Origin of the sequence: Mesorhizobium sp. M1396, assembly GCF_040317725.1 — a bacterium.
Lineage (GTDB): Bacteria > Pseudomonadota > Alphaproteobacteria > Rhizobiales > Rhizobiaceae > Mesorhizobium.
Map to the genome: position 1 here is coordinate 56,208 of NZ_JAMYLA010000017.1, position 21,673 is coordinate 77,880.

Annotated in this window: 24 protein-coding genes; 7 read left to right on the top strand and 17 right to left on the bottom strand. The window is 62.8% G+C overall.

Going from position 1 to position 21,673, the window contains the following annotated elements:
* Position 1: 1 nt before the first annotated feature.
* From NKH02_RS13590 to NKH02_RS13620, 7 genes are all read right to left on the bottom strand, one after another.
* Positions 2 to 2,548, bottom strand: a complete 2,547-nt coding sequence (locus NKH02_RS13590) for an ATP-binding protein (RefSeq protein WP_352879337.1) — start codon at positions 2,546 to 2,548, stop codon at positions 2 to 4.
* Positions 2,549 to 2,747: 199 nt separating this feature from the next.
* Positions 2,748 to 4,148: an adenosylhomocysteinase gene (gene ahcY, locus NKH02_RS13595; RefSeq protein ID WP_352879339.1), complete on the bottom strand. Its 1,401-nt coding sequence runs from the start codon at positions 4,146 to 4,148 to the stop codon at positions 2,748 to 2,750.
* Positions 4,149 to 4,324: 176 nt separating this feature from the next.
* Positions 4,325 to 4,636 carry an HPr family phosphocarrier protein gene (locus NKH02_RS13600; protein ID WP_352870650.1) on the bottom strand — a complete coding sequence of 104 codons (312 nt, stop codon included), beginning with the start codon at positions 4,634 to 4,636 and terminating at the stop codon, positions 4,325 to 4,327.
* Complete coding sequence (locus NKH02_RS13605) at positions 4,633 to 5,034, bottom strand: PTS sugar transporter subunit IIA (RefSeq protein ID WP_352879341.1); 402 nt, start codon at positions 5,032 to 5,034, stop codon at positions 4,633 to 4,635. The genes NKH02_RS13600 and NKH02_RS13605 overlap by 4 nt, the downstream gene beginning before the upstream one ends.
* A 164-nt stretch (positions 5,035 to 5,198) precedes the next feature.
* Positions 5,199 to 5,660, bottom strand: coding sequence for an HPr kinase/phosphorylase (locus NKH02_RS13610; protein WP_352879342.1), 462 nt, complete (start codon positions 5,658 to 5,660; stop codon positions 5,199 to 5,201).
* A gap of 71 nt (positions 5,661 to 5,731) precedes the next feature.
* Entirely contained in the window at positions 5,732 to 7,516 is a 1,785-nt protein-coding gene (locus NKH02_RS13615) for a sensor histidine kinase (RefSeq protein WP_352879343.1), read from the bottom strand.
* A 148-nt stretch (positions 7,517 to 7,664) separates the two neighbouring features.
* Positions 7,665 to 8,366, bottom strand: coding sequence for a response regulator transcription factor (locus NKH02_RS13620; protein WP_013528337.1), 702 nt, complete (start codon positions 8,364 to 8,366; stop codon positions 7,665 to 7,667).
* 344 nt (positions 8,367 to 8,710) lie between these two features.
* Between NKH02_RS13620 and NKH02_RS13625 the strand changes: the two genes are divergently transcribed.
* The 4 genes from NKH02_RS13625 to NKH02_RS13640 all read left to right on the top strand — a co-directional run bounded on the left by NKH02_RS13625 (position 8,711) and on the right by NKH02_RS13640 (position 11,699).
* Positions 8,711 to 10,321 carry a phosphoenolpyruvate carboxykinase gene (locus NKH02_RS13625; protein ID WP_352879347.1) on the top strand — a complete coding sequence of 537 codons (1,611 nt, stop codon included), beginning with the start codon at positions 8,711 to 8,713 and terminating at the stop codon, positions 10,319 to 10,321.
* A gap of 85 nt (positions 10,322 to 10,406) precedes the next feature.
* The gene (arfB, locus tag NKH02_RS13630) at positions 10,407 to 10,844 is read left to right on the top strand and encodes an alternative ribosome rescue aminoacyl-tRNA hydrolase ArfB (protein ID WP_352879348.1); all 438 of its coding nucleotides are present in this window, start codon (positions 10,407 to 10,409) and stop codon (positions 10,842 to 10,844) included.
* 12 nt (positions 10,845 to 10,856) lie between these two features.
* Positions 10,857 to 10,982, top strand: coding sequence for a hypothetical protein (locus NKH02_RS13635; RefSeq protein WP_352879349.1), 126 nt, complete (start codon positions 10,857 to 10,859; stop codon positions 10,980 to 10,982).
* 105 nt (positions 10,983 to 11,087) lie between these two features.
* The gene (locus NKH02_RS13640; RefSeq protein ID WP_352879350.1) at positions 11,088 to 11,699 is read left to right on the top strand and encodes an alpha-ketoglutarate-dependent dioxygenase AlkB family protein; all 612 of its coding nucleotides are present in this window, start codon (positions 11,088 to 11,090) and stop codon (positions 11,697 to 11,699) included.
* 3 nt (positions 11,700 to 11,702) lie between these two features.
* Here the strand turns inward: NKH02_RS13640 and NKH02_RS13645 are convergent, their stop codons facing one another.
* From NKH02_RS13645 to hisB, 10 genes are all read right to left on the bottom strand, one after another.
* Positions 11,703 to 13,250 (bottom strand): hypothetical protein, encoded by a 1,548-nt coding sequence (locus NKH02_RS13645; RefSeq protein ID WP_352879352.1) that lies wholly within the window; start codon positions 13,248 to 13,250, stop codon positions 11,703 to 11,705.
* 134 nt (positions 13,251 to 13,384) lie between these two features.
* Positions 13,385 to 14,344, bottom strand: coding sequence for a type I pantothenate kinase (gene coaA, locus NKH02_RS13650; protein ID WP_352630634.1), 960 nt, complete (start codon positions 14,342 to 14,344; stop codon positions 13,385 to 13,387).
* Positions 14,345 to 14,367: 23 nt separating this feature from the next.
* Positions 14,368 to 14,691 carry a phosphoribosyl-ATP diphosphatase gene (locus NKH02_RS13655; RefSeq protein WP_352879354.1) on the bottom strand — a complete coding sequence of 108 codons (324 nt, stop codon included), beginning with the start codon at positions 14,689 to 14,691 and terminating at the stop codon, positions 14,368 to 14,370.
* A gap of 72 nt (positions 14,692 to 14,763) precedes the next feature.
* Positions 14,764 to 15,555 carry an imidazole glycerol phosphate synthase subunit HisF gene (hisF, locus tag NKH02_RS13660; RefSeq protein WP_352879356.1) on the bottom strand — a complete coding sequence of 264 codons (792 nt, stop codon included), beginning with the start codon at positions 15,553 to 15,555 and terminating at the stop codon, positions 14,764 to 14,766.
* Positions 15,555 to 16,391, bottom strand: coding sequence for an arginase family protein (locus NKH02_RS13665; RefSeq protein ID WP_352879357.1), 837 nt, complete (start codon positions 16,389 to 16,391; stop codon positions 15,555 to 15,557). Before NKH02_RS13665 ends, hisF begins: the two co-directional genes overlap by 1 nt.
* A complete protein-coding gene (gene hisA / locus NKH02_RS13670; RefSeq protein ID WP_352879359.1) occupies positions 16,388 to 17,137 on the bottom strand; it encodes a 1-(5-phosphoribosyl)-5-[(5-phosphoribosylamino)methylideneamino]imidazole-4-carboxamide isomerase in 750 nt (249 codons plus the stop codon). Before hisA ends, NKH02_RS13665 begins: the two co-directional genes overlap by 4 nt.
* Before the next feature lie 4 nt (positions 17,138 to 17,141).
* A complete protein-coding gene (locus NKH02_RS13675; protein ID WP_352630626.1) occupies positions 17,142 to 17,432 on the bottom strand; it encodes a DUF1330 domain-containing protein in 291 nt (96 codons plus the stop codon).
* Positions 17,433 to 17,437: 5 nt separating this feature from the next.
* The gene (gene hisH, locus NKH02_RS13680) at positions 17,438 to 18,088 is read right to left on the bottom strand and encodes an imidazole glycerol phosphate synthase subunit HisH (RefSeq protein ID WP_352879361.1); all 651 of its coding nucleotides are present in this window, start codon (positions 18,086 to 18,088) and stop codon (positions 17,438 to 17,440) included.
* A gap of 1 nt (position 18,089) precedes the next feature.
* Positions 18,090 to 18,566 carry a DUF2628 domain-containing protein gene (locus NKH02_RS13685; protein WP_352879362.1) on the bottom strand — a complete coding sequence of 159 codons (477 nt, stop codon included), beginning with the start codon at positions 18,564 to 18,566 and terminating at the stop codon, positions 18,090 to 18,092.
* Positions 18,567 to 18,570: 4 nt separating this feature from the next.
* Complete coding sequence (gene hisB, locus NKH02_RS13690) at positions 18,571 to 19,170, bottom strand: imidazoleglycerol-phosphate dehydratase HisB (protein ID WP_352879363.1); 600 nt, start codon at positions 19,168 to 19,170, stop codon at positions 18,571 to 18,573.
* Positions 19,171 to 19,381: 211 nt separating this feature from the next.
* Between hisB and hslV the strand changes: the two genes are divergently transcribed.
* From hslV to NKH02_RS13705, 3 genes are read left to right on the top strand one after another with little or no spacing between them, the layout of a single operon-like run.
* Positions 19,382 to 19,933, top strand: a complete 552-nt coding sequence (gene hslV / locus NKH02_RS13695; protein WP_352870634.1) for an ATP-dependent protease subunit HslV — start codon at positions 19,382 to 19,384, stop codon at positions 19,931 to 19,933.
* Between the two features lie 53 nt (positions 19,934 to 19,986).
* On the top strand, positions 19,987 to 20,499 hold the full coding sequence (locus NKH02_RS13700; protein ID WP_352879364.1) for a GNAT family N-acetyltransferase: 513 nt from the start codon (positions 19,987 to 19,989) through the stop codon (positions 20,497 to 20,499).
* Entirely contained in the window at positions 20,496 to 21,650 is a 1,155-nt protein-coding gene (locus tag NKH02_RS13705) for a hypothetical protein (RefSeq protein WP_352879366.1), read from the top strand. The genes NKH02_RS13700 and NKH02_RS13705 overlap by 4 nt, the downstream gene beginning before the upstream one ends.
* Positions 21,651 to 21,673 lie beyond the last annotated feature (23 nt).

The window sequence follows — 21,673 nt, forward strand, 5'->3', positions numbered from 1 at the left end:
GCTACTCAGCCGCGGCGCGGATGCCCGGCATGTCGGGAAAGGTGCAGATGACGGTCGTGCCCTTGTCCCTGCCGGTTTCGATGCGAACGCTGCCGCCATGCAGCTCGACAAAGCTCTTGACGATCGACAGGCCGAGGCCGGCGCCGCGCCGGCGGCCGCCATTGGCGCGCGGCTCGAAACGGCGAAACACCGAATCGAGCAGATCCGGCGGCATGCCGGGGCCGTCGTCATGAACCGAGAATTCCACCCCGCCCGCCAGATGGCGGCAAGTGAGCCGGATGGTGCTGGCTTCCGGCGCGTAGTTGGCGGCGTTGCTGAGCAGATTGTAGAGGATCTGGCGGACGCGGATTTCGTCGCCGTGGAACGTCTTCGGCGCAGCGGTGACGTCGACCTCGAGCCTGATCGAATGCTCTTCCAGCCGGTCGGCGACCAGTTCGGCGGCGGCCGCAATGGTGCGATCGACGTGCACCTCGGAAATGTCGAGCTGCATGATGCCGGCGTCCACCGTCGCCAAATCGAGGATGTCGTTGACGATGGTGAGCAGCACCGAGGACGACGAGCTGACATGCTCGACATATTCGCGCTGCTTCTGCGTCAGCGGACCGGTCGTGGGCAGCGACAGCAGTTCGGTGAAGCCGATGATGTTGGTCAGCGGCGAGCGCAGTTCATAGGAGACGTGCTGGACGAATTCGTTCTTGAGCTGGTCGGATTTTTGCAGCGCCTCGTTCTTGTCCTTCAGCGCCCTTTCGACATGAACGCTGTCGGTAACGTCGACGAAGGTCATCATCACCTGCCCGTTGGGTAACGGGATTATGGCGTAGCTCAGAACATTGCCGTTGTTGAGTTCGGTTTGGCCGTGGCGGTCGCGGCGCTCGTCGTCAAAGCCGGTGATGGCGGCTACGAAGCCAGGCCAGGGGCTGTCCGCCGCCTGCCGGTCGCAAAGGTCGCGGATCGTGGACACGTGCACATTCGGCTTGGCCGCTTCGCCGCTCAAACCCCAGAGTGTGGCAAAGGCGGGATTCGACAGCCGAAGCCTGCCGTCGGGGCCGAACACCGCCACGCCTTCGGCAAGATTGTCGAGCGTCTCGCCCTGGACCCGCACCGCTGTCTGGTAGCGGCTTTCGAGGTCCATCTTCTCGGTCAGGTTCTCGAACACCCAGGTCACGCCACCCTTGGGCTGCGGGTTGGCGACGACGCGGATGGTCTTGCCGTCCGGCAGATGCCACCAATGCTCCTGAGATTCCACGGCACGATAGGCGCCGAGCAGACCTTCCTTCCAGCGGCGCCATTCAGGTTGCTCGGCGATCTTGCCCTCGCTGCGCAGCCGGTCCAGCAGCAGCGCATTGTCGGGAGCACTGTGCAGGAAGCCGCTGTCGAGCCCCCACAACTTCTGGAAAGCCTGATTGAAGAACCGCAGCTTCTCGTCGGTATCGAAAATGGCGACCGCCGTATTGAGCTGGTCGAGCGTGTCGGCGTGGCTCCTGACGGTCCGCTCGTATTCGCCGCGAACCGTCTCGATGGCGCTGGTGTCGCAAGCAAGGCCGGCCGAGCCATCGCTGCCGGCGAAATCGGTGACCGCAAACACACGGCGATCGCCTTCGATCACGGTGGAAAGCGACTGTTCGAAGACCGGATGCGTCTTGTGCTGGGCGGCAATCGCGTCGCGTGCCTGGCCGCCGAGGAACTCCTTTGCCTCTCGAACCGCGGCTTCGGCATTTTCGGCCTCGACCGCATCGGCATAGGCCCGGTTGACCCACTTCAGCCGCCCATCCTCGCTGCGAAGCCATGCCGGCATGTTCAGCGCGTCGAGCAGGCCGATCATCGTGTCATGGTCGGCGGCCAGCCGCTGGTTGTCGATCTTCAGCCTGGCCTGGCTGCGCTGCGTCTCCGAAAGCGAGACGAAGCGCACGAGCACATGCGCCGCGCTCTTGCGGCCATGCACTTCGAGCGGCGCGCCGGCCTGCGATTCGATGACGAGGTCGAAGGGTTTGGCTTTTTCGCGCAATCCCGCAACGGCATGTTCAAGCGCTGCCGCCGAACGCGGCATCAGCCAGCGGCCGAAAGCGAGGAAAGCGGCCCGGTCCTCCGGAGCGCCGCTTTCGACGGGCAATGTGCCGATGAGTTCGGGCTTCTTGTTTTCCGCGGCCCAGACGACCACGCGCTGGTCGCGCAGATTGAGCAGCGCCTCCGAGCGGCGGAGCGCCGCGTTGATGTCGGCGAGGCGGCTCCTGAGTTCGACATTTTCCGCCGAGGTGCGGGCTCTTTCGCGGATGAGGACGATGGCCGACAGAAGTGCGGCACCCGTCACGCCGACAAACACGGCAAGCTGCATCACCTCGACGGCGCTCATCGACAATCCGGCGACGGCGGTCTCGGCATGGGCGACGGCACCTGCCAAGGGGCCGGCAAGCGCGGAGGTGGCAAGGAAGATCGACGCGCGGGCGCGCCAGGACAGGCCTCCGCCTTGCAAGGCGGAGCCAGTGATCCTCGAATCGTCATGGCCGCCGGAAACGGCCCGTCCCGCTCTGTGCGGGTGTTGCCCCGGCATGTCTTGGTCCTCTCCGCCGCCTGAATGCAAGACCGCCCTGATGCACACCTCTCTTGAACCCCTCTCGGGCTGGAAGCGTCGCGAATCACCTGACAATAACCCCTCGCCGAATCGTCGTGAAGGCGATTGCGCGCAAAAATAAAGCCGGGCGAAAAGTCAATCGCCCGGCCTCAATATCTGGTAGCAATTTTCGGTTTGGTTAATAGCGGTAGTGTTCCGGCTTGAACGGACCCTGAGGCGTGACGCCGATATAGGCGGCCTGTTCATCGGACAGTGCGGTCAGGCGGGCGCCAAGCTTGTCGAGATGCAGGCGCGCGACCTTTTCGTCGAGATGCTTGGGCAGGACGTAGACCTGGTTCTCGTACTGGCCGGGCTTGGTGTACAGCTCGATCTGGGCCAGCACCTGGTTGGTGAAGGACGCCGACATGACGAAGCTCGGATGGCCTGTGGCGTTACCGAGATTGAGCAGCCGGCCTTCCGACAGAAGGATCATCCGCTTGCCGTCCGGGAAGGTGATCATGTCGACCTGCGGCTTGACGTTGGTCCATTTCAGGTTGCGCAGCGCGGCCACCTGAATCTCGTTGTCGAAGTGACCGATGTTGCCGACGATCACCATGTCCTTCATCGAGCGCATGTGGTCGAGGGTGACGACATCCTTGTTGCCGGTGGTGGTGATGACGATGTCGGCGGTGGGGGCCGCGTCTTCCAGAGTGACGACTTCAAAACCGTCCATCGCCGCCTGCAGGGCGCAGATCGGATCGACCTCGGTGACCTTGACGCGGGCGCCGGCGCCCTTGAGCGAGGCCGACGAGCCCTTTCCGACGTCGCCATAGCCGCAGACGACGGCGACCTTGCCGGCCATCATCGTGTCGGTGCCGCGACGGATACCGTCGACCAGCGATTCCTTGCAGCCGTACTTGTTGTCGAACTTCGACTTGGTGACCGAGTCGTTGACGTTGATGGCGGGGAAGGGCAGCAGGCCCTTCTTCTGCAGCTGGTAAAGCCGGTTGACGCCGGTCGTGGTCTCTTCGGTGACGCCGCGGATCGCAGCCTTCTGCTTGGTGAAGAAGCCGGGCGAGGCCTTCAGGCGCTTCTTGACCTGCGCATAGAAGTACTCTTCCTCCTCGCTCTGCGGGTTGGACAGCACGTCCTCGCCGGCCTCGGCGCGGGCGCCGATAAGGATGTACATGGTGGCGTCGCCGCCATCATCGAGGATCATGTTGGAGAGGCCACCGTCGGTCCACTGGAAAATCTTGTCGGTGTAGTCCCAGTACTGCTCGAGGCTCTCGCCCTTGACGGCGAATACCGGGATGCCAGCCTCGGCGATGGCCGCGGCCGCGTGATCCTGCGTCGAGAAGATGTTGCAGGAGGCCCAGCGGATATCGGCGCCGAGCGCCTTCAGGGTCTCGATCAGCACCGCCGTCTGGATGGTCATGTGCAGCGAGCCGGTGATGCGCGCGCCCTTGAGTGGCTTCTTGTCGCCGAATTCCTCGCGGCTGGCCATCAGGCCCGGCATTTCGGTCTCGGCGATCTCGATTTCCTTGCGGCCCCAGCCGGCCAGCGAGATGTCGGCGACCACATAGTCCTTGCTACCCGTCATGGCAGTGCTCCGAATTGTTGTGCTGCGAATTGGTTGCGGATGCGCCCGCGCCGGTCGGCGCGTCGAAGGGCGCGAATTGCCGGCCTGACTAGCAGATCAGGGCGAAGACGACAATGGGATATAAAGAAATCTTTATCCCTGCATGTCTCCCGGACATGCATTGGCGGTTTGGCAGATCAGCTTTCCTCGCCGAAGCGGGACGCCACCAGCTGCTCCAGGGCGTCGATGACCTCCTGGGCCTCCGGCCCGCTGGCGGTGACGCGGATCGAGTAGCCGGGGCTTGCCGCCAGCATCATCAGGCCCATGATCGAGGTGCCGCCGACCTTGACGCCGTCCTTCTCGACATGCACCGAGGCGTCGAAGCCGCTGGCCAGCTGGACGAACTTCGCCGAGGCGCGCGCGTGCAGGCCGCGCTGGTTGATGATGGGAAAGTCCCTGGTGATGGTATCTTTGGCGATCTGAGCTTTTTCCGGGGACAGCGCGTTCATTTGCTGCTCAAGAGCTGGCTGGCGACATTGATGTATTTGCGGCCGGCCGCCTGAGCCTCGTCGAGTGCGGCGGCCATATTGTCGCCCTTGCGGATCGAAGAGAGCTTGATCAGCATCGGCAGGTTCATGCCGGCGATCACCTCGGTGCGGCCGGATTCCATTACCGAGATGGCGAGGTTGGAGGGCGTGCCGCCGAACATGTCGGTCAGCACGATGACCCCCGCCCCGGTGTCGACACGGGCAACGGCGTCGATGATGTCGCGGCGACGCTGCTCCATATCGTCGTCGGCGCCGATCGCCACGGTTTCGAAATTGTCTTGTGGCCCGACGACATGTTCCACGGCATGTCGAAACTCGGCGGCCAGTTGACCGTGCGTTACAAGCACGAGTCCGATCATTCTTTGGTGGCTCCCGTCATCGCCGCTTCACAGGCGCATTTTATGCTCGCCAGCCATTCCAGGCAGCGGGAGCGCTATCTTGTCGACGCACGGCCCGTTGACAAGCCCAAAATTGCGCAGGCCCATGCCATTTTGACGCATTGCAGCAAAAAACCTGGGGCGGATCATAGAAAAGGCGCGATCGACAGCCGCGCCATCACGGCGGGCAAGGCCGTGGCGGCGTTACGCTCGGCAAGGTCGATACGCGGCACTGGGCAGCCTGCGACCGGCTCGCTGATTTCCTCCTGGAAACGGGCCATCTCTGCCTTTGGCACCAGCCTCACATGCAGGTCGATCACTCCGCCCGGCTCGAACGGCAGCGGGCGCGGCATGAATCCAGGCACTTCGGCGAGACCGGCGATGGTCGCCGGCACGCGACAGACCAGCCGCCCGGCGCGGGTCGCGGCAAGCAGCCTGTCGTCGCCGATCAGCCGCGAGAACAGCCCGCGCGCGCGGCAATGGTCCAGGAGTGTGAGCGCCAGCGTCGTCTTGCCGGCGCCGGACGGCCCGGTGATAAGGACGCCGCGCTCGCCGATCAGGATCGCGGTTCCGTGAATGTTTTCAGGCTGCGCAATTGGATCAGGCACGATCTTGCACGATCATGGTTTTGGATGAAGCATGATGATCTTGTCCGAAAACCGGTTCCCACTTTTCGGGATCATGCTTCGGCCGGCAGCGTCACGACAAAGCGCGCGCCCTTGATCTCGCCGGGTTTGGTGCCCGGGATGTTCTCGGCGGTCAGCGTGCCGCCATGGGCCTCGACGATCTGCCTGGATATCGACAGGCCAAGGCCAGAATTCTGGCCGAACGCCTCGCCGGCCGGCCGGTCGGTGTAGAAGCGTTCGAAGATGCGGTCGATGTTGTCGGCCCGGATGCCGGGGCCATTGTCGTCGACGGTGACGATGTTGAACTTGCCGGCGCGCGCCAGCGACAGGCCGATGTGGCCATGGTCCTCGGGAACGAAGGAGCGGGCGTTCTCGATCAGGTTGGTGATGACCTGGCCGATGCGCAGATCATGCCCGACGACGAAATAGCCTTTGACGCCCTGCGGCAGTTTGGCGACCTTGAACTCGATCTCGACCGCCTTCTTGTTGCGCGTGGCTTCACGCGAAACGGCGACGAGATCGGTGATGAATTTCTTCAGGTCGACGTTCCCGGCATCTTCGCGCGCGAGCTCCGCATCAAGGCGTGAGGCGTCGGAAATATCGGTGATGAGCCGGTCCAGCCGCCTGACATCGTGCTGGATGACGTCCATCAACCGGCCGCGCGAATCGTCGTTCTTGGCAAGCGGCAAGGTTTCCACCGCGCTGCGCAGCGATGTCAGCGGGTTCTTCAATTCGTGCGACACGTCGGCCGCGAAGCTTTCGATCGCCTCGATGCGGGCGTAGAGCGCGTTGGTCATGTCGCGTATGGCGATCGACAGATTGCCGATCTCGTCCTGGCGGTCGGAAAAGTCGGGGATTTCCTCACGGCTCTTGACGCCGCGCCGCACCCGCACGGCCGCCGCCGACAGCCGGCGCAGCGGATTGGCGATGGTGGAGGCGAGCAGCATCGACAGGATGGCGGTGACCAGGGCCGCGATACCGAAGACGCGCAGGATCGCCTTGCGTTCGGCGGCGACGATCTTGTCGATGTCGCCGCCTTCGGTCGACAGCATCAGCACGCCGAGAACGGCGCGGAAGCGCTGGATCGGCACCGCCACGGAAACGATCTGCTCGCCCTGCTCCGAGACGCGCACGATGGTCGACGGGCTGCCGGTGAGCGCCTTGACCACTTCCGGGAAGGCGGCGCCATTGCCGCCCGGCTGCTCGTGATAGACCGGCAGTTCGGTGTTGCGGAAGAAGTCGAAGACGAATTTCTGGATGCGCTCGACCAGATCGGGCTCTTCCTCTTCGACCGGCGGCAGGTCGTAGCGCAGGATCTGGCCGCGCGAGTAGAGATGGCGTGAATCGAGCAGCAGATTGGCGTCGCGGTCATAGATGCGGGCGCGGGTCCGGGTCGGCGAGATCAGCCTTCTCAGCACCGGCGCGACGCGCTCCGGGTTGATCGGGAAGTCGAGATTGTCGAGCTGGTCGGAGCCCGGCCCCAGGCTTTCGCCTGCCTGCAGCTCAAGCAGCTTTTCCGGGTCGATGCTGATCGAATCCGTCTCGACCGTCGCCGACGCCGCGATCGCGCCGGCGATGATCTCGCCCTGTGTCATCAGGCTTTCGACGCGGGCGTCGATCAGCCCGTCGCGGAAGGTGTTGAGATAGAGAATGCCGGTTACCAGGACGGCCAGGCCGGCGAGGTTGAGAAAGAGGATACGCCGCGTCAGGCTGGAAAAGATATGATGGCCGAGGAAGCGGCGCATCGGCACCGTGATCTTCGATACGAAGGACGGCATGATCCGCGACGGCCGCCTGGAGGCGCCCGCCGGTCTTGTTCGCTGTGCTTCCACTGCCATCGAATAGCAGCTCCCGCCTAGTAATTAGTCGGTAGTGAGTAGGCAGTAGGGAATAGAGAAATGGTTGGCTGAGATCGCGGCTATGCATGAGTGCCGCTCGCACCATTCAAAACTGACTACCGACTATTCCCTACTGCCTATTGCCTATTCACGCCTCGCGGAACCGGTATCCGACTCCGTAAAGGGTTTCGATCATCTCGAAGTCGTCGTCGACGGCCTTGAACTTCTTGCGCAGCCGCTTGATGTGGCTGTCGATGGTACGGTCGTCGACATAGACCTGTTCATCATAGGCCGAATCCATCAGCGCATCACGGCTTTTTACGACACCGGGACGCTGCGCCAGCGAATGCAGGATCAGGAACTCGGTGACCGTGAGCGTCACCGGTTCGCCCTTCCAGGTGCAGGTATGACGCTCCTGGTCCATGACGAGCTGACCGCGCTCAAGCGAGCGGGCCTGCTGGCTGGGTGTCTTGGCGGCGGCCTCGCGGGCACTGGCACGGCGCAGCACGGCGCGCACCCGCTCGACCAGCAGACGCTGCGAGAACGGTTTGCGGATGAAATCGTCGGCGCCCATCTTGAGGCCGAACAATTCATCGATCTCGTCGTCCTTCGAGGTCAGGAAGATCACCGGGAGGTCGGACTTCTGGCGCATCCGGCGCAGCAGTTCCATGCCGTCCATGCGCGGCATCTTGATGTCGAGGATGGCAAGATTCGGCGGGCGTGCCGCCAATCCTTCCAGCGCTGACGCACCATCCGTGTAGGTCTCGACGCGATACCCCTCGGATTCGAGGGCGATCGACACCGATGTTAGAATGTTGCGGTCGTCATCGACAAGCGCGATTGTTGCCATTTCAAGCGGCTCCCTCATGAGCTGTCCCTTCTTTCGTAGAGAAGGGGCTTTTGCAGGACAAATTAGGTACAAAATGTGGCATAGGCCTTGTCCGCTGTCACGCGCGGCATGCCGGCGGCCACAATCCTACCTCGATATGGATTGGACGAACGAACATCGCCAATCCTTTGGGCAACCGCGGAACTTTTTGCACATATAAACGATTTAAACAACTTTCAAAATTTTTAAATCGATTAATGATTTGATATCATTTGGCTTTTCTGGTTCTGACCATTTCAGTCCGCAGTGCGGGCTTGCCGGAAACACGCCGGCAAACGATGCGGCAAATCCAAGAAGGGACCCCCATGTCGGAAGTCGGCAAACGCAATCCTGCCTGCGCGATCTATCATATCGGCCTGAAAACCACCGGCGTGGTGCGCTATAATTTCGGTGCGGCAGCCCTTTATGAGGAAGCGATCCGACGCGGCGAGGCCAGGCTGACCGCGCACGGCGCACTGCTCGCCGAGACCGGCCAGCACACCGGCCGCTCGCCCAAGGACAAGTTCGTCGTCCGCGACGGCGCCACGGAGCCGCATATCTGGTGGGACAACAACAAGGCGATCTCGCCGGCCCAGTTCGACACGCTGCTTGCCGATTTCCAGGCGCATGCCGCGGACAAGGATCTTTACGTCCAGGATCTGGTCGGCGGCGCCGATGAGGAACTGAAGCTGCCCACCAGGGTCATCACCGAGTTTGCCTGGCACTCGCTGTTCATCCGCAATCTGCTCATCCGCCCGAATGCCGCCGAACTCGAGCATTTCGTGCCCGAGATGACGATCATCGACCTGCCGTCCTTCCGCGCCGATCCCGTCCGCCACGGCAGCCGCACCGAAACGGTGATCGCCGTCGACCTCACGCGCAAGATCGTGCTGATCGGCGGCACCTCCTATGCCGGCGAGATGAAGAAGTCGGTGTTCACCATGCTCAACTATCTGCTGCCGGCGAAAGGCGTGATGCCGATGCATTGCTCGGCCAATGAGGGCGCGGCCGGCGACGCCGCCATCTTCTTCGGCCTGTCTGGCACCGGCAAGACGACGCTCTCGGCCGATCCCTCGCGCACGCTGATCGGCGACGACGAGCATGGCTGGGGGCCGCACGGCATCTTCAATTTCGAAGGTGGCTGCTACGCCAAGACGATCAAGCTGTCGGCGGAAGCCGAGCCGGAAATATTCGCCACCACGCAGCGCTTCGGCACCGTGCTGGAAAATGTCGTGCTCGACGCTGATGGCGTGCCGGATTTCAACGATGGAAGGCTCACCGAAAACACGCGCTGCGCCTACCCGCTGCATTTCATCCCCAACGCCAGCAAGACCGGACGCGCCAACCATCCCAACAACATCATCATGCTGACCGCCGACGCCTTCGGCGTGATGCCGCCGATCGCCCGGCTGAGCCCGGCGCAGGCGATGTATCATTTCCTCTCCGGTTACACCGCCAAGGTGGCCGGGACCGAAAAGGGCGTGACCGAGCCCGAAGCGACGTTTTCGACCTGCTTCGGTGCACCGTTCATGCCGCGCCATCCATCCGAATACGGCAATCTGCTGCGCGAGTTGATCGCCCGGCATGGCGCCGATTGCTGGCTGGTCAACACCGGCTGGACCGGCGGCGCCTACGGTACCGGCAAGCGCATGCCGATCAAGGCGACGCGGGCCTTGCTTGCCGCCGCACTCGACGGCTCGCTGAAGACGGCCGAGTTCCGCACCGACCCGCATTTCGGTTTCGAGGTGCCGGTGGCGGTTCGCGGCGTCGACAGCGCCATTCTCGAACCGCGCTCGACCTGGGCCGACAAGGCCGGCTATGACCTGCAGGCGGCAAGGCTGGTCGGCATGTTCGCCGTCAACTTCGAGAAATTCGAATGCCATGTCGACGCCGTGGTGCTGGGTGCCGCCCCGCGCATGCAGGAAGCGGCGGAGTAATCACGCCATCGGACTCAGCCGTCGTTGAAAGGCCCGGCTTCGATCGGGCCTTTTCTTTTTCGATCCGCCGCGCCATGACTGCGGCATGGCGAGCGACGACAACATCATCATATCAGGCGATGCGGTGATCCATCCGGGCGACCTGCACGAGGATTTCATCCGTTCGTCCGGTCCGGGTGGCCAGAACGTCAACAAGGTGGCGACGGCGGTGCAGCTGCGCTTCGACGCGGCCAACGCAGAGGGTCTGTCGGAGCGCGTGCGCGAGCGGACGATCAAGCTTGCCGGACAGCGTGCCACCAAGGACGGTGTCATCGTCATCGAGGCAGGCCGCTTCCGCACCCAGGAACAGAACCGGGCGGACGCACGGGCCCGGCTCACGGCGCTGGTCGCCAAGGCCGCCGAACCGCCGCCGCCGCCGCGCAAGAAGACGCGGCCATCGAAGGGTGCGGTGGAGCGGCGGCTGAAGAGCAAGGCCGGACGCGGCACGATCAAGAAACTGCGCGGCCGGGTGGAGAACGATTAAGCACCACGCCCAATGGCGAGCACAAGAAGCTACGGCAAGCGCAAGGGCGTCAAGAACACGGTCGTTTTCGAGGCCGATACCGATGTGACGCATGCCGGCAAGATTACCCAGGTGCCGCGGATACCAGACCTCGCCTGATAGGGGGCGATCGTCAATTAGACATGAGCGGCGGCTTTCGGGTCGCCGTTTTCATTCGATCGTGACATTTTACGGTTCCGAACCCTCCGCAAGGTGCCCGAATCCGTGCTCGTCCTGCCCAAAGGCGTCCGCCACATGCCGGCTTACCTGTCACGCAGCGTGCAGGAAGCGCTGGTCGATGAGGTGAGAAGCATCGTGCAGCAGGCGCCGCTGTTCCTGCCGGCGATGCCGCGCACCGGCAAGGAGATGAGCGTGCGCATGACCAATTGCGGCCCGCTCGGCTGGGTCACCGACAAGGAGCAAGGCTACCGCTATCAGCCGACGCATCCCGTGACCGGAGCGCCATGGCCGCCAATCCCGAATAGCCTGCTCGAACTGTGGCGACAGGTCTCGGGCTATCCGCATCCGCCGGAAGCGTGCCTAGTCAATTTCTATACGCCGGAGGCAAAAATGGGCCTGCACCAGGACCGGGACGAGGCCGATTTTTCGGCGCCGGTGGTTTCCGTCTCACTGGGTGATGATTGCCTGTTCCGGGTCGGCCAGACGACGCGTGACGGCGCCACGAAGTCGTTCAGGCTGCAAAGCGGTGACGTCGTGGTGCTCGGCGGCGAAGGGCGGCTGTGCTTTCATGGCGTCGACCGCATCTACCCCTCGACTTCGGCGCTGCTGAAAAATGGCGGCAGGATCAATCTGACGTTGCGGCGGGTCAACCCGTGACTCTCAGTTGGTCGAGATGACTTTTCCTGAACCCTTGCGAAGGTAGACGCGAATGTTCTCATCTTCGCTCAGAACTCGATAGTCATTCATGAAGCTCGAAAAATCGTCACGCTGCATGACGCGTGAAATCCAGAAAGTATCCGTTTTCTGGACGATCATCAGGTCGGGCTTCGCGGCCTTCAGCTCGCGTATCTTGGCGTCGAGAAAATTGCGCACGATCGCGTCAAGACGTGCCGCTTCGACCGTGTTGCCCTGCGCACGTGCAATTCTCGCAAAAAGGACGGCGAGGCCGCCAAGCCAATCGCTGCAATAGGCAGATATCCATCGGCCTCCGATCGTCCGAGTAAGCGGATGGCCGCTTTCCATACCCGAGCCGATCAAGCCGATGGTGGGATGATCGACTGCGGCGCGCAGGCTCGCAACAAAGTCTGCCGCGGGTTTCCCGGTATATTTGAAAGGCAACCAATTGACTGCAACGATGGCGGCCAGCAGCATTTTCTGGACAATGTCCAACCGCGCCACGCCGCGTGCCGATGACCGCTCGACAGCACAGCAGGTGATCGCCGCCAGCATCAGCGCCAGCGCCGGATAGGCATGATAGGCCCAACCCTTGCCTTGGTAGACCAGGGGAACAAAGCCGGCAACAGAACCGATCGCCAGCACCATGACCAGTGGCGACAGCGCCCGGCCGTTGCGCAAAAACAGGAGGAAGCAGATCGAAACAAGGTATGCTCCGCCGTAGGTGGCGAGCACCGGCCCGTACTGTTTGTAGCGCAAGTAGGTGTCGGCTAGATTCGGGTAGACGTCGCGCATGAACTCGGGATAAAGCCAGAGCACTGCGGCCAGATAGCTCAGGCAGACAAAGCCGACGATCCAGTATTCGATTGCAAACAGCGACCTGATGCTGCGCTGGCGCCACGCCACATAAGATGCCGGCGCTATGATCATGATCGCATAGTAGGGCTTCACCAGCACCATGGCACTGCCGGACAGACCGGCCAATGCGGCTACCCACCATTCCGGCGGCGATGACGGGTCATTCGCCGCGCGCCAGGCCATGAGCACCAGCAACGGCAAGAGCAGGGCGACCCCCAGATTCTCGCGCTCGCTGAAACTGTTGCCGGGAAACAGCACGAGCAAAGCCAGAAACGCCGGTAACAGCGTGTAGAGCCCGGAATTTTCGGGGAATCGGGCGCGACGCGCAACGAAGCTGGCAAACCACAGGCCGAAAATGCACAATGCATAGCTGTAGGCATAGACCAGATATTCCGGCACGACTCCGAGCAGTTTCGCGAGATACACCGCCGGCAGGTATAGCCATATGGTGAAGGGCGGATTGGTCTCGATCACATCGATATAGAGGCGATCGCCGGCCAGCAGCCGCTCACTGATTGTGATGTTCCAGCTCGTATCGCCATTGACGCCCCAGTGCATCTGCCAAGGGACGGCAATGGCCAGAACGGCCATCGACAGAACAAGCGGCCGAAGCCGCTCGGTCCGGCCGCTGGCGGCGCGAGCATCAGGACCAGGACGGACCGCGATCGCGCTCATCCCGGCCAACCAATGTGAATGAATGGCGCGTTCATTGCCTGTCGGAGCCCGCGAAGTGTCCTCGGTTCGACAGTAGGAAAGCGGGGTTAAGATGACTTTAAGGGACCCCAGAAATCAAGGAACGTGCCGGAAATTCAGAGTTTCCTGAGCGCCACTTCCTCGACCAGGTGGTCGGCGCCCTTGCGCAGGATCAAGTCGGCGCGGGCCCGCGTCGGCAGGATGTTTTCGCGCAAATTCTTCAGGTTGATGTTGGTCCACAGGCCTTCGGCGATGGCGCGCGCCGAACCCTCCGAGAGCTGCGAGTAGCGGTGAAAGAAGGAGTCCGGGTTGCGGAAGGCGGTCTCGCGCAGGCGCATGAAGCGGGAGATGTACCAATTGTGGATCAGCTTCTCGTCGGCGTCGATATAGATGGCGAAGTCGAAGAAGTCCGACAGGAAGGGCACGATCTTGCCATCCTGCGGCAGCTTGCCGGGCTGCAGGACATTGATGCCTTCGAAGATCAGGATGTCGGGCCGATCGATGGTGACGAACTCGCCGGGAATGACGTCATAGGTCAGATGCGAATAGACCGGCGCGCGGACATCGGGCAGCGCCGACTTGATGCCCGAGAGAAAGCGCAGCAGCGCGCCGACATCGTAGCTGTCCGGAAACCCCTTGCGTTCCATCAGGTTCTCGCGGCGCAGGACCTCGTTGGGAAGCAGGAAGCCGTCGGTGGTGATAAGGTCGACCTTGGGGCTCGACGGCCAACGCGCCAACAGCTCCTTCAACACGCGCGCCGTGGTCGATTTGCCGACCGCGACAGAACCGGCAATGCCGATGATAAAAGGCGTCTTGACGATGTCCACCGCGTTGAAGAAGGCCTGGCGCTGCCTGAACAGCAGCTGGCTCGCCTCGACATGCGCGGACAAAAGCCGCGACAGCGACAGATAGATGCGCTTGACCTCTTCGAGATCGATCGGGTCGTTGAGCGAACGCAGGCGGCGGAATTCGTCCGCGCTCAGCGTCAATGGCGTGTCGGCGCGGAATTGCGACCATTGCTCGGCGGAGAAGAAACGAAAGGGGGAATATTTCTCGGTTGGCGCGAGCTGATCCATCGAGATACCTGCCCTCCTCGCGGTCAGCCCTTGGGCCGTGACGCCTTCTCGGCGATGCCCGAACGCCTGGTGCGGCCTTCGAGTTCCTTAAGCACGTCGCTCAGCGGAACCCCGGAGAGGCCGAGAACGACGAGCCAATGATATACAAGATCGGCACTTTCCGAAACGAGGGCCTGCTTATCGCCCTTGACGGCGGCAATGACAGTCTCGACCGCTTCTTCACCGAGCTTCTGCGCCGCCTTGTCGATGCCGCGCGCAAACAGGTTTGCGGTCCAGGAGTCCGGATCACCGGAATGGGCGCGTTCCCCGACGATTTTTTCCAGGTCGGATAGCGAAAACTCGGTCATGACCGTCATCTATCTGCTTGTTTAAGCATGATCTTTTTCCGAAAACCGGTTCCCGCTTTTCGGGATCATGCTTTAAGACCGATTACCGAGGGAGTCCAGCCGCATCGGCAGTCCCGCGGCGGCCATATGCGCCTTGGCCTGCGCTATCGTGTAGGTGCCGAAATGGAAGATGGAGGCCGCCAGCACCGCGCCGGCATGGCCATCGCGAATGCCTTCGACCATGTGATCGAGCGTGCCGACACCGCCGGAAGCGATCACCGGCGCCCGCACCGCGTCGGCGACGGCGCGGGTCAGCGCGATGTCGTAGCCGGCCTTGGTGCCGTCGCGATCCATCGACGTCAGCAGGATCTCGCCGGCGCCGCGATCGACCATCAGCCGGGCGAATTCGACCGCGTCGATGCCGGTCTTCTCACGCCCGCCATGGGTGAAGATCTCCCAGCGGTCGGCCTCGCCGACGCCGGACACCTTCTTGGCGTCGATGGCGACGACGATGCACTGGTTGCCGAACTTGCCGGCCGCCTCGGCGACGAAATCCGGGCTCTTCACCGCCGCCGTGTTGATCGACACCTTGTCGGCGCCGGCCAGCAGCAGCTTCCTGATGTCGGCGACCTGGCGCACGCCGCCGCCGACGGTCAGCGGCATGAAGCATTGTTCGGCGGTGCGGGCGACGATGTCGAAGATGGTCTCGCGATTGTCCGACGAAGCGGTGATGTCGAGAAAGCAAAGCTCGTCGGCGCCGGCCGCGTCATAGGCCTTGGCCGCCTCGACCGGATCGCCGGCATCGATCAGATCGACGAAGTTGACGCCCTTGACGACACGGCCGTTCTTGACGTCGAGGCAGGGGATGACACGGGCTTTCAGCATCAGCGGCCCTCTATCGTGGCGATGAGATCGTTGAGCATCTGGCCGACCAGCGGCGGGACATCGCCCTGCGCGTCGAAGGCCGGATCATAGGCGGAAACAGTGATGCCGACGACCGGCACCGCAAGCGCCACGGCGCAAGCCGCGTCGCGCAATTGTTCCGGGCTCGGCCCGCCAGAACTGACGTAGCGGTTGGCCTGCAGCTCCTGGGGATCATGCACGTCGAGATCGAGATGCATGTGCACGCGTCTGGCGCCGGCGACCTTCAATCTTTCGGTCGCCTGGGCCACCCCAGGACATTCCGTCCGGATGATCGGCAATGTCTCGAGGAGCTGCTTTTCCGCCCGATCGAGATCGCGTGCGTTGACGAGCACGCAGCGTGACGGATCGATCGGCTTGAAGCCGGGAATGGCCGCCGCCATCGGCCGCCAGCACAGGCCCAGAACAGTGGCCAGCGCCATTCCGTCGAGAAAGCCATATATGGATGTCTCGGGTGTGTTGAGGTCACCATGCTGGTCGGCCCAGATGATCGCATCGGCGCCCTCACCGGCGACCGCGCCGGCACTGGTCAGGCAGTTTCCGGCGAGAACGATGGGAAAGCGGCCACCATCCAGGGCAAGACGGACCTCGGCGGCGACCGCGTTGCAGACGGCAAAGCCGGTGGCGATCTCGCGCTCCTGGTTGTCTCCGACCTTGCCGATGTCTTCCACTGCGACATCGTGGCCAGCCATGGTCAGCGCATCGACGAGACCGCCCGATATCAGCGCATCCGGGCCCTGGCCCATGCCGCCGTGGTAATGGCCGCTGTCATAGGAGGCCAGAATGATGGAGATTTTCACGACCGCGTCTCCGCCGCCGGCCGGCCTTTCAGGATCGCCAGCGCCTCGGACGGATCGATGCGGCCATCATAGAGGGCACGGCCTGAGATCGCGCCTTCGAGCTTTCGCGCGTCGGGCATGGTCATGCGCACGATGTCGGCGATCGAGGCGAGGCCGCCGGACGCGATCACCGGGATCGACACGGCGTCGGCGAGATCGATGGTGGCATCCCAGTTGATGCCGGTCAGCACGCCGTCGCGGTCGATGTCGGTGTAGATGATGGCGGCGACGCCGGCGCCCTCGAACTTCTTCGCCAGTTCGATGACGCCGAGGCTCGACGCCTCGGCCCAGCCCTCGACGGCGACCTTGCCGTCCTTGGCGTCGATGCCGACGGCCACCTTGCCCGGGAACGTCTTGCAGGCCTGCTTGACCAGGTCGGGATCGCGCACCGCCACCGTGCCGAGGATGACGCGGGCCAGCCCGCGATCGAGCCAGTCCTCGATCTGCGCCAGCGTGCGGATGCCGCCGCCGAGTTGCACCGGGTTTTTCGTCGCCTTGAGGATGGCACCAACCGCCGCACTGTTGACGCTCTGGCCCTGGAAGGCGCCATTGAGGTCGACGACATGCAGCCACTCGAAGCCCTGTTGCTCGAAGGCCTTGGCCTGGGCCGCCGGGTCGTCATTGTAGATGGTCGCGGTGGCCATGTCGCCGTGCTTGAGGCGCACGCATTGGCCGTCCTTGAGATCGATGGCGGGGAAAAGGATCATCCGTTCAGGCGCCTTCAACGATGACGAAATGGCCTGATGAGGCGGCAAGCCGGAACTTCGAGGCGTGCTGATATTCCGGCGAATGATAGCATTCGACCGCCTTGTCGTAGGAGTCGAACTCGACCAGCACATGACGGTTGCCGGTCGGTCCTTCGGGATTCTCGTAGCGACCGGCCCGCACTGGGAATTTCGCGCCGTATTTCGCAAAGGCCACCGCATTCGCCTCGATGTACTGCTTATACACATCGGGATCGCGGACATCGATCATCGCCATCCAATAGCCCTTCTTGCTCATGATCTTCAGGGCCTCCAGCGCAGGAAATTGGTGATCAGCGCCAGGCCCAGCGCCTGGCTCTTTTCAGGATGAAACTGGGTGCCGACGAGATTGTCGCGGGCGACGGTCGCTGTCACCGGGCCGCCATAATCGGCGACCGCCAGGACTTCATCCGCCTTGCGCGCATCGAGATGGTAGGAATGCACGAAATAGGCATGCAGCCCGTCCGGCCCGGTCGGAATGCCGGCAAACAGCGGATGCTGGCGTTTGAGGTCGATCGTGTTCCAGCCGATCTGCGGGATTTTCAGCGCCGGATCGGCCGGCGTGATCTCCTTGACGTCGCCCGAAATCCAGCCGAAGCCGTTGGTGACAGTCTTTTCCAAGCCGCGCTGCGACATCAGCTGCATGCCGACGCAGATGCCGAGGAAAGGCCGGCCCTTGGCGATCGCGACCTCCTCGACCGCTTCCCACATGCCTTCGACGGCATGCAAGCCGGCCGCGCAGTCGGCATAGGCGCCAACGCCGGGCAGGACGATGCGATCGGCTGTGCGCACCCTGTCCGCATCGGCGGTCAGGTCGATTTCCGCGGATATGCCGGCTTCACGCGCGGCACGCTCGAAAGCCTTGGTGGCCGAGCGCAGATTGCCCGAGCCGTAATCGATGATGGCAACCCGCATGTCAGCGTCTTCCCGGAATATGGGTCAGCCCCAGCGCGATGCCCGGCTGCGACGGCCGCGCCAGGGCAGCGTCCGGGACCATGCGCGGTGCCGGTGCGGGTTGATCGGAAAGCGCTTCCGTCTCGAGCGCATAGCGGGTATCGGCATCGTCGAGCCATCCGGCCTCGACCACGCCCCATTCGTGCCAGCCGCGCCGGCGAAGCGCCGACATGCGCAGCACCTGTCCTTCCAGTCCGACATACAGCGAAACCAGCAACGACAGCAGCGATGCGGCCGGCCCAAGGCCGAGCTTTTGGCCGAGCATGGAAAGCAAGCCCATGACGACGAAGGCAAGGCCTGCTTCGATCCACAGCCGATGCCAGGCGAACCAGAGTGGCGGCACCAGAAAACCCAGCCAGGCGAAGCCGTCGCGGACAAAGGCCGTCGTATCGGCCTTCTCGCCGCGGCCGGGCGGTTCCATGACGACATAGGCGGCCATGACGCTATCCCTTCAAAGATCCCTTGGTGGAGGGTACCGCGTCCGGCTGGCGCGGGTCGCGTTCAAGTGCCGTGCGCAGCGCACGCGCCACCGCCTTGAAGCAGGTCTCGGCGATGTGGTGGTTGTTGGCGCCATAATGGTTGGTGACATGCAGCGTGATGCCGGCATTCTGCGCCAGCGCCTGGAAGAACTCTCGCACCAGTTCGGTGTCGAACGTGCCGATTTTCGGCGACGAGAAAGAAACGTTCCAGACCAGGAACGGACGGCCGGACACGTCGATCGCCGCACGCGTCAGCGTCTCGTCCATGGCAAGGTCGATCGAGGCATAGCGCATGATGCCGCGCCGTTCGCCGAGCGCCTTGGCCAGCGCCTGGCCGAGCGCGATGCCGGTGTCCTCGACCGTGTGGTGATCGTCGATATGCAGGTCGCCCTTGGCCCTGACCGTCATGTCGATCAGCGAGTGGCGCGAAAGCTGGTCCAGCATATGGTCGAAGAAGCCGACGCCCGTCGAAATGTCCGACTTGCCCGAGCCGTCGACATGGACCGATACCGCGATATCGGTTTCCTTGGTCTTGCGGCTGGCTTCGGCGGAGCGGGGCGACATGACCTTGTCCTTGTCCCAGGGTTTCACGCTTTCAAGCCTTCACCGGCTTGAAAACGAGAGCCTTCTAGCAGCATGATCCGGCGATTGCCAGTTGCCATCCGGGTCGGTATCGAGCGGTTTGCAATCATCGGGCCCATGCATACATATGGCCGATCAAGTCACTCGTACCGCGCCAATCGCCTTTTGGGATAGCGCTGCTCGGAGCCAGGAAATGTCGAACGAACTGACCATGCACGCCACGACCATCGTGACGGTGCGCAAGGGCAACAAGGTGGTGATCGCCGGCGACGGCCAGGTCAGCCTTGGCCAGACCATCATGAAGGGGAACGCCAAAAAGGTTCGTCGCATCGGCAAGGGCGGCAATGTGATCGCCGGTTTTGCCGGCGCCACGGCCGACGCCTTCACGCTTCTGGAGCGGCTCGAAGCCAAGCTCGAACAATATCCCGACCAGCTGACGCGCGCCTGCGTCGAACTCGCCAAGGACTGGCGCACCGACCGCTATCTGCGCCGGCTGGAAGCGATGATGCTGGTTGCCGACAAGTCGGTCTCGCTGGCGCTGACCGGCACCGGCGACGTGCTCGAGCCCGAACATGGCGTCATGGCCATCGGCTCGGGCGGCAATTACGCGCTGGCCGCGGCGCGTGCCCTGATGGACAGCGACAAGGACGCCGAGGAGATCGCCCGCAAGGCGATGCAGATCGCATCCGATATCTGCGTCTACACCAACAACAATTTCGTCTTCGAAACGCTCGATGCCGGCTGACCCGGCCGCCGACCATGATCCCGAAAAGTGGCAACCGGTTTTCGGGAAAGATCATGGTGCAACAAGAAGATAGGTATGATTTTCGGCCGGTGACGGAGAAGGACCTGCCGATGATCGCCGGCTGGCTCGCCGAGCCGCATGTGGCGGAGTGGTGGGACGATCCCGAAACGGGAATCGCCGAGATTCGCGATCATATCGACTCGATTTCGGTCGAGCCGCTGATCGTCGAATTCGACGGCAAGCCGATCGCCTATCTGCAGAGCTACGACCCGCATCTGGAAGACGACCATCCCTATGCCGACCAGCCTTACGGGACGCTCGGCATCGACCTGTGGATCGGCCGTCCGGAACTGCTCGGGCTCGGCCACGGCTCGGCAATCGTGCGCCAGTTCGTCGAACAACTGTTCGAGGAAGGCGTGCCGCGCGTCATCATCGACCCGGATCCCGCCAACGGGCGGGCTATCCGCGCTTATGAAAAGGCCGGCTTTGTTGCCTTTGACACCAGAATATCGGAATACGGGCCAGCATTGATGATGGCGCGCGACGCGCCACAGGAGCCCGATTGATCCGCGCGGAAACACTCGACAAGGCAATCGCCTCGGGTCTGATTTCGCAGGCGCTGCGGGATCAACTTGAGGCCATGGAACGCTCGGTCGCGGCTGAGGCCCAGCGCGTCGATGATGAGGGTGACGAGGAAAACCTGCGACTGGTCGGCGGCGGCAATGATCTGTTCATCACCGTGGGGACTGTTCTGCTCAACGCCGGTATTTTCTTCGTCCTCATCACCATGCTTCCTGGTCAGACGTTCTGGATTGCCTGCATTCTTGCGGTTTTCGCCTGGGCGCTCGCCGAAATTGTCACGCGCCAGCACCGGATGAAATTGTCTTCTTCCGTGCTTGCCCTGATCTTCATTGTCGCCATCCTGGTCGCGCTGGCGCTGGGGGTTAGGGCCAGCTTTGACATCCGCATGCCGGAGACCATCTGGCAGCTATTGGCGTTGCGCCAAACGGCTTCCCGGGCCGGATATCTGTTTCTCGGCGGGGGAATAGCGGCGGCGGTGATCTATTTCTGGCGCTTTCGCGTTCCCGTCCTTGCCGGGGTCATCGCCATCGCCTTCACCCTACTTGCTTTCCTGCAAACGGCGATAATCCTGTACGACGGCGTGACGACGGGCGCGGTTGCGCCGCCAAGCCTCGAGGATGTTCCCGAATTGCTCCGCGCGGCACTCTACATGCCGCTGATCTGCGGCCTAATCGTATTCTCGACGGCCGTGGCTTTCGACATCCACGACCGAGATCGACGCAAGATCTGGTCCGATTGTGCGTTCTGGCTGCATGTCGTATCGGCGCCCATGCTGGTGCATCCGCTCTTTATCATGGCAACTGGCCAGAACGTCGCATTCGGACATATCGCACCCGACGCCAATGCGACCATCATGCTGACGATCCTGATCCTTAGCTTCGTTTATGTTGCGCTCGCCATAGACCGCCGTTCGCTGTTAGTTCCCACATTGGCCTATTTCGGCTCGCTGGGCATCTACTATCTGGTCAACTCCGCCTCCCATTCGACTGGCATTCCGCCTTTTGCCTTGATTTTGGTCGTTGTCGGCGCGTTGATCATCCTTTTCGGGGCGGGCTGGCAGCGTATCCGGCGAATTGTCGTCAAGCCCACTTTGCCGGCGGCCGTAATCCGCTGGCTGCCGCCGCTGAAGGCGTAGCGGGCTGCGATGACCGAAGAGTT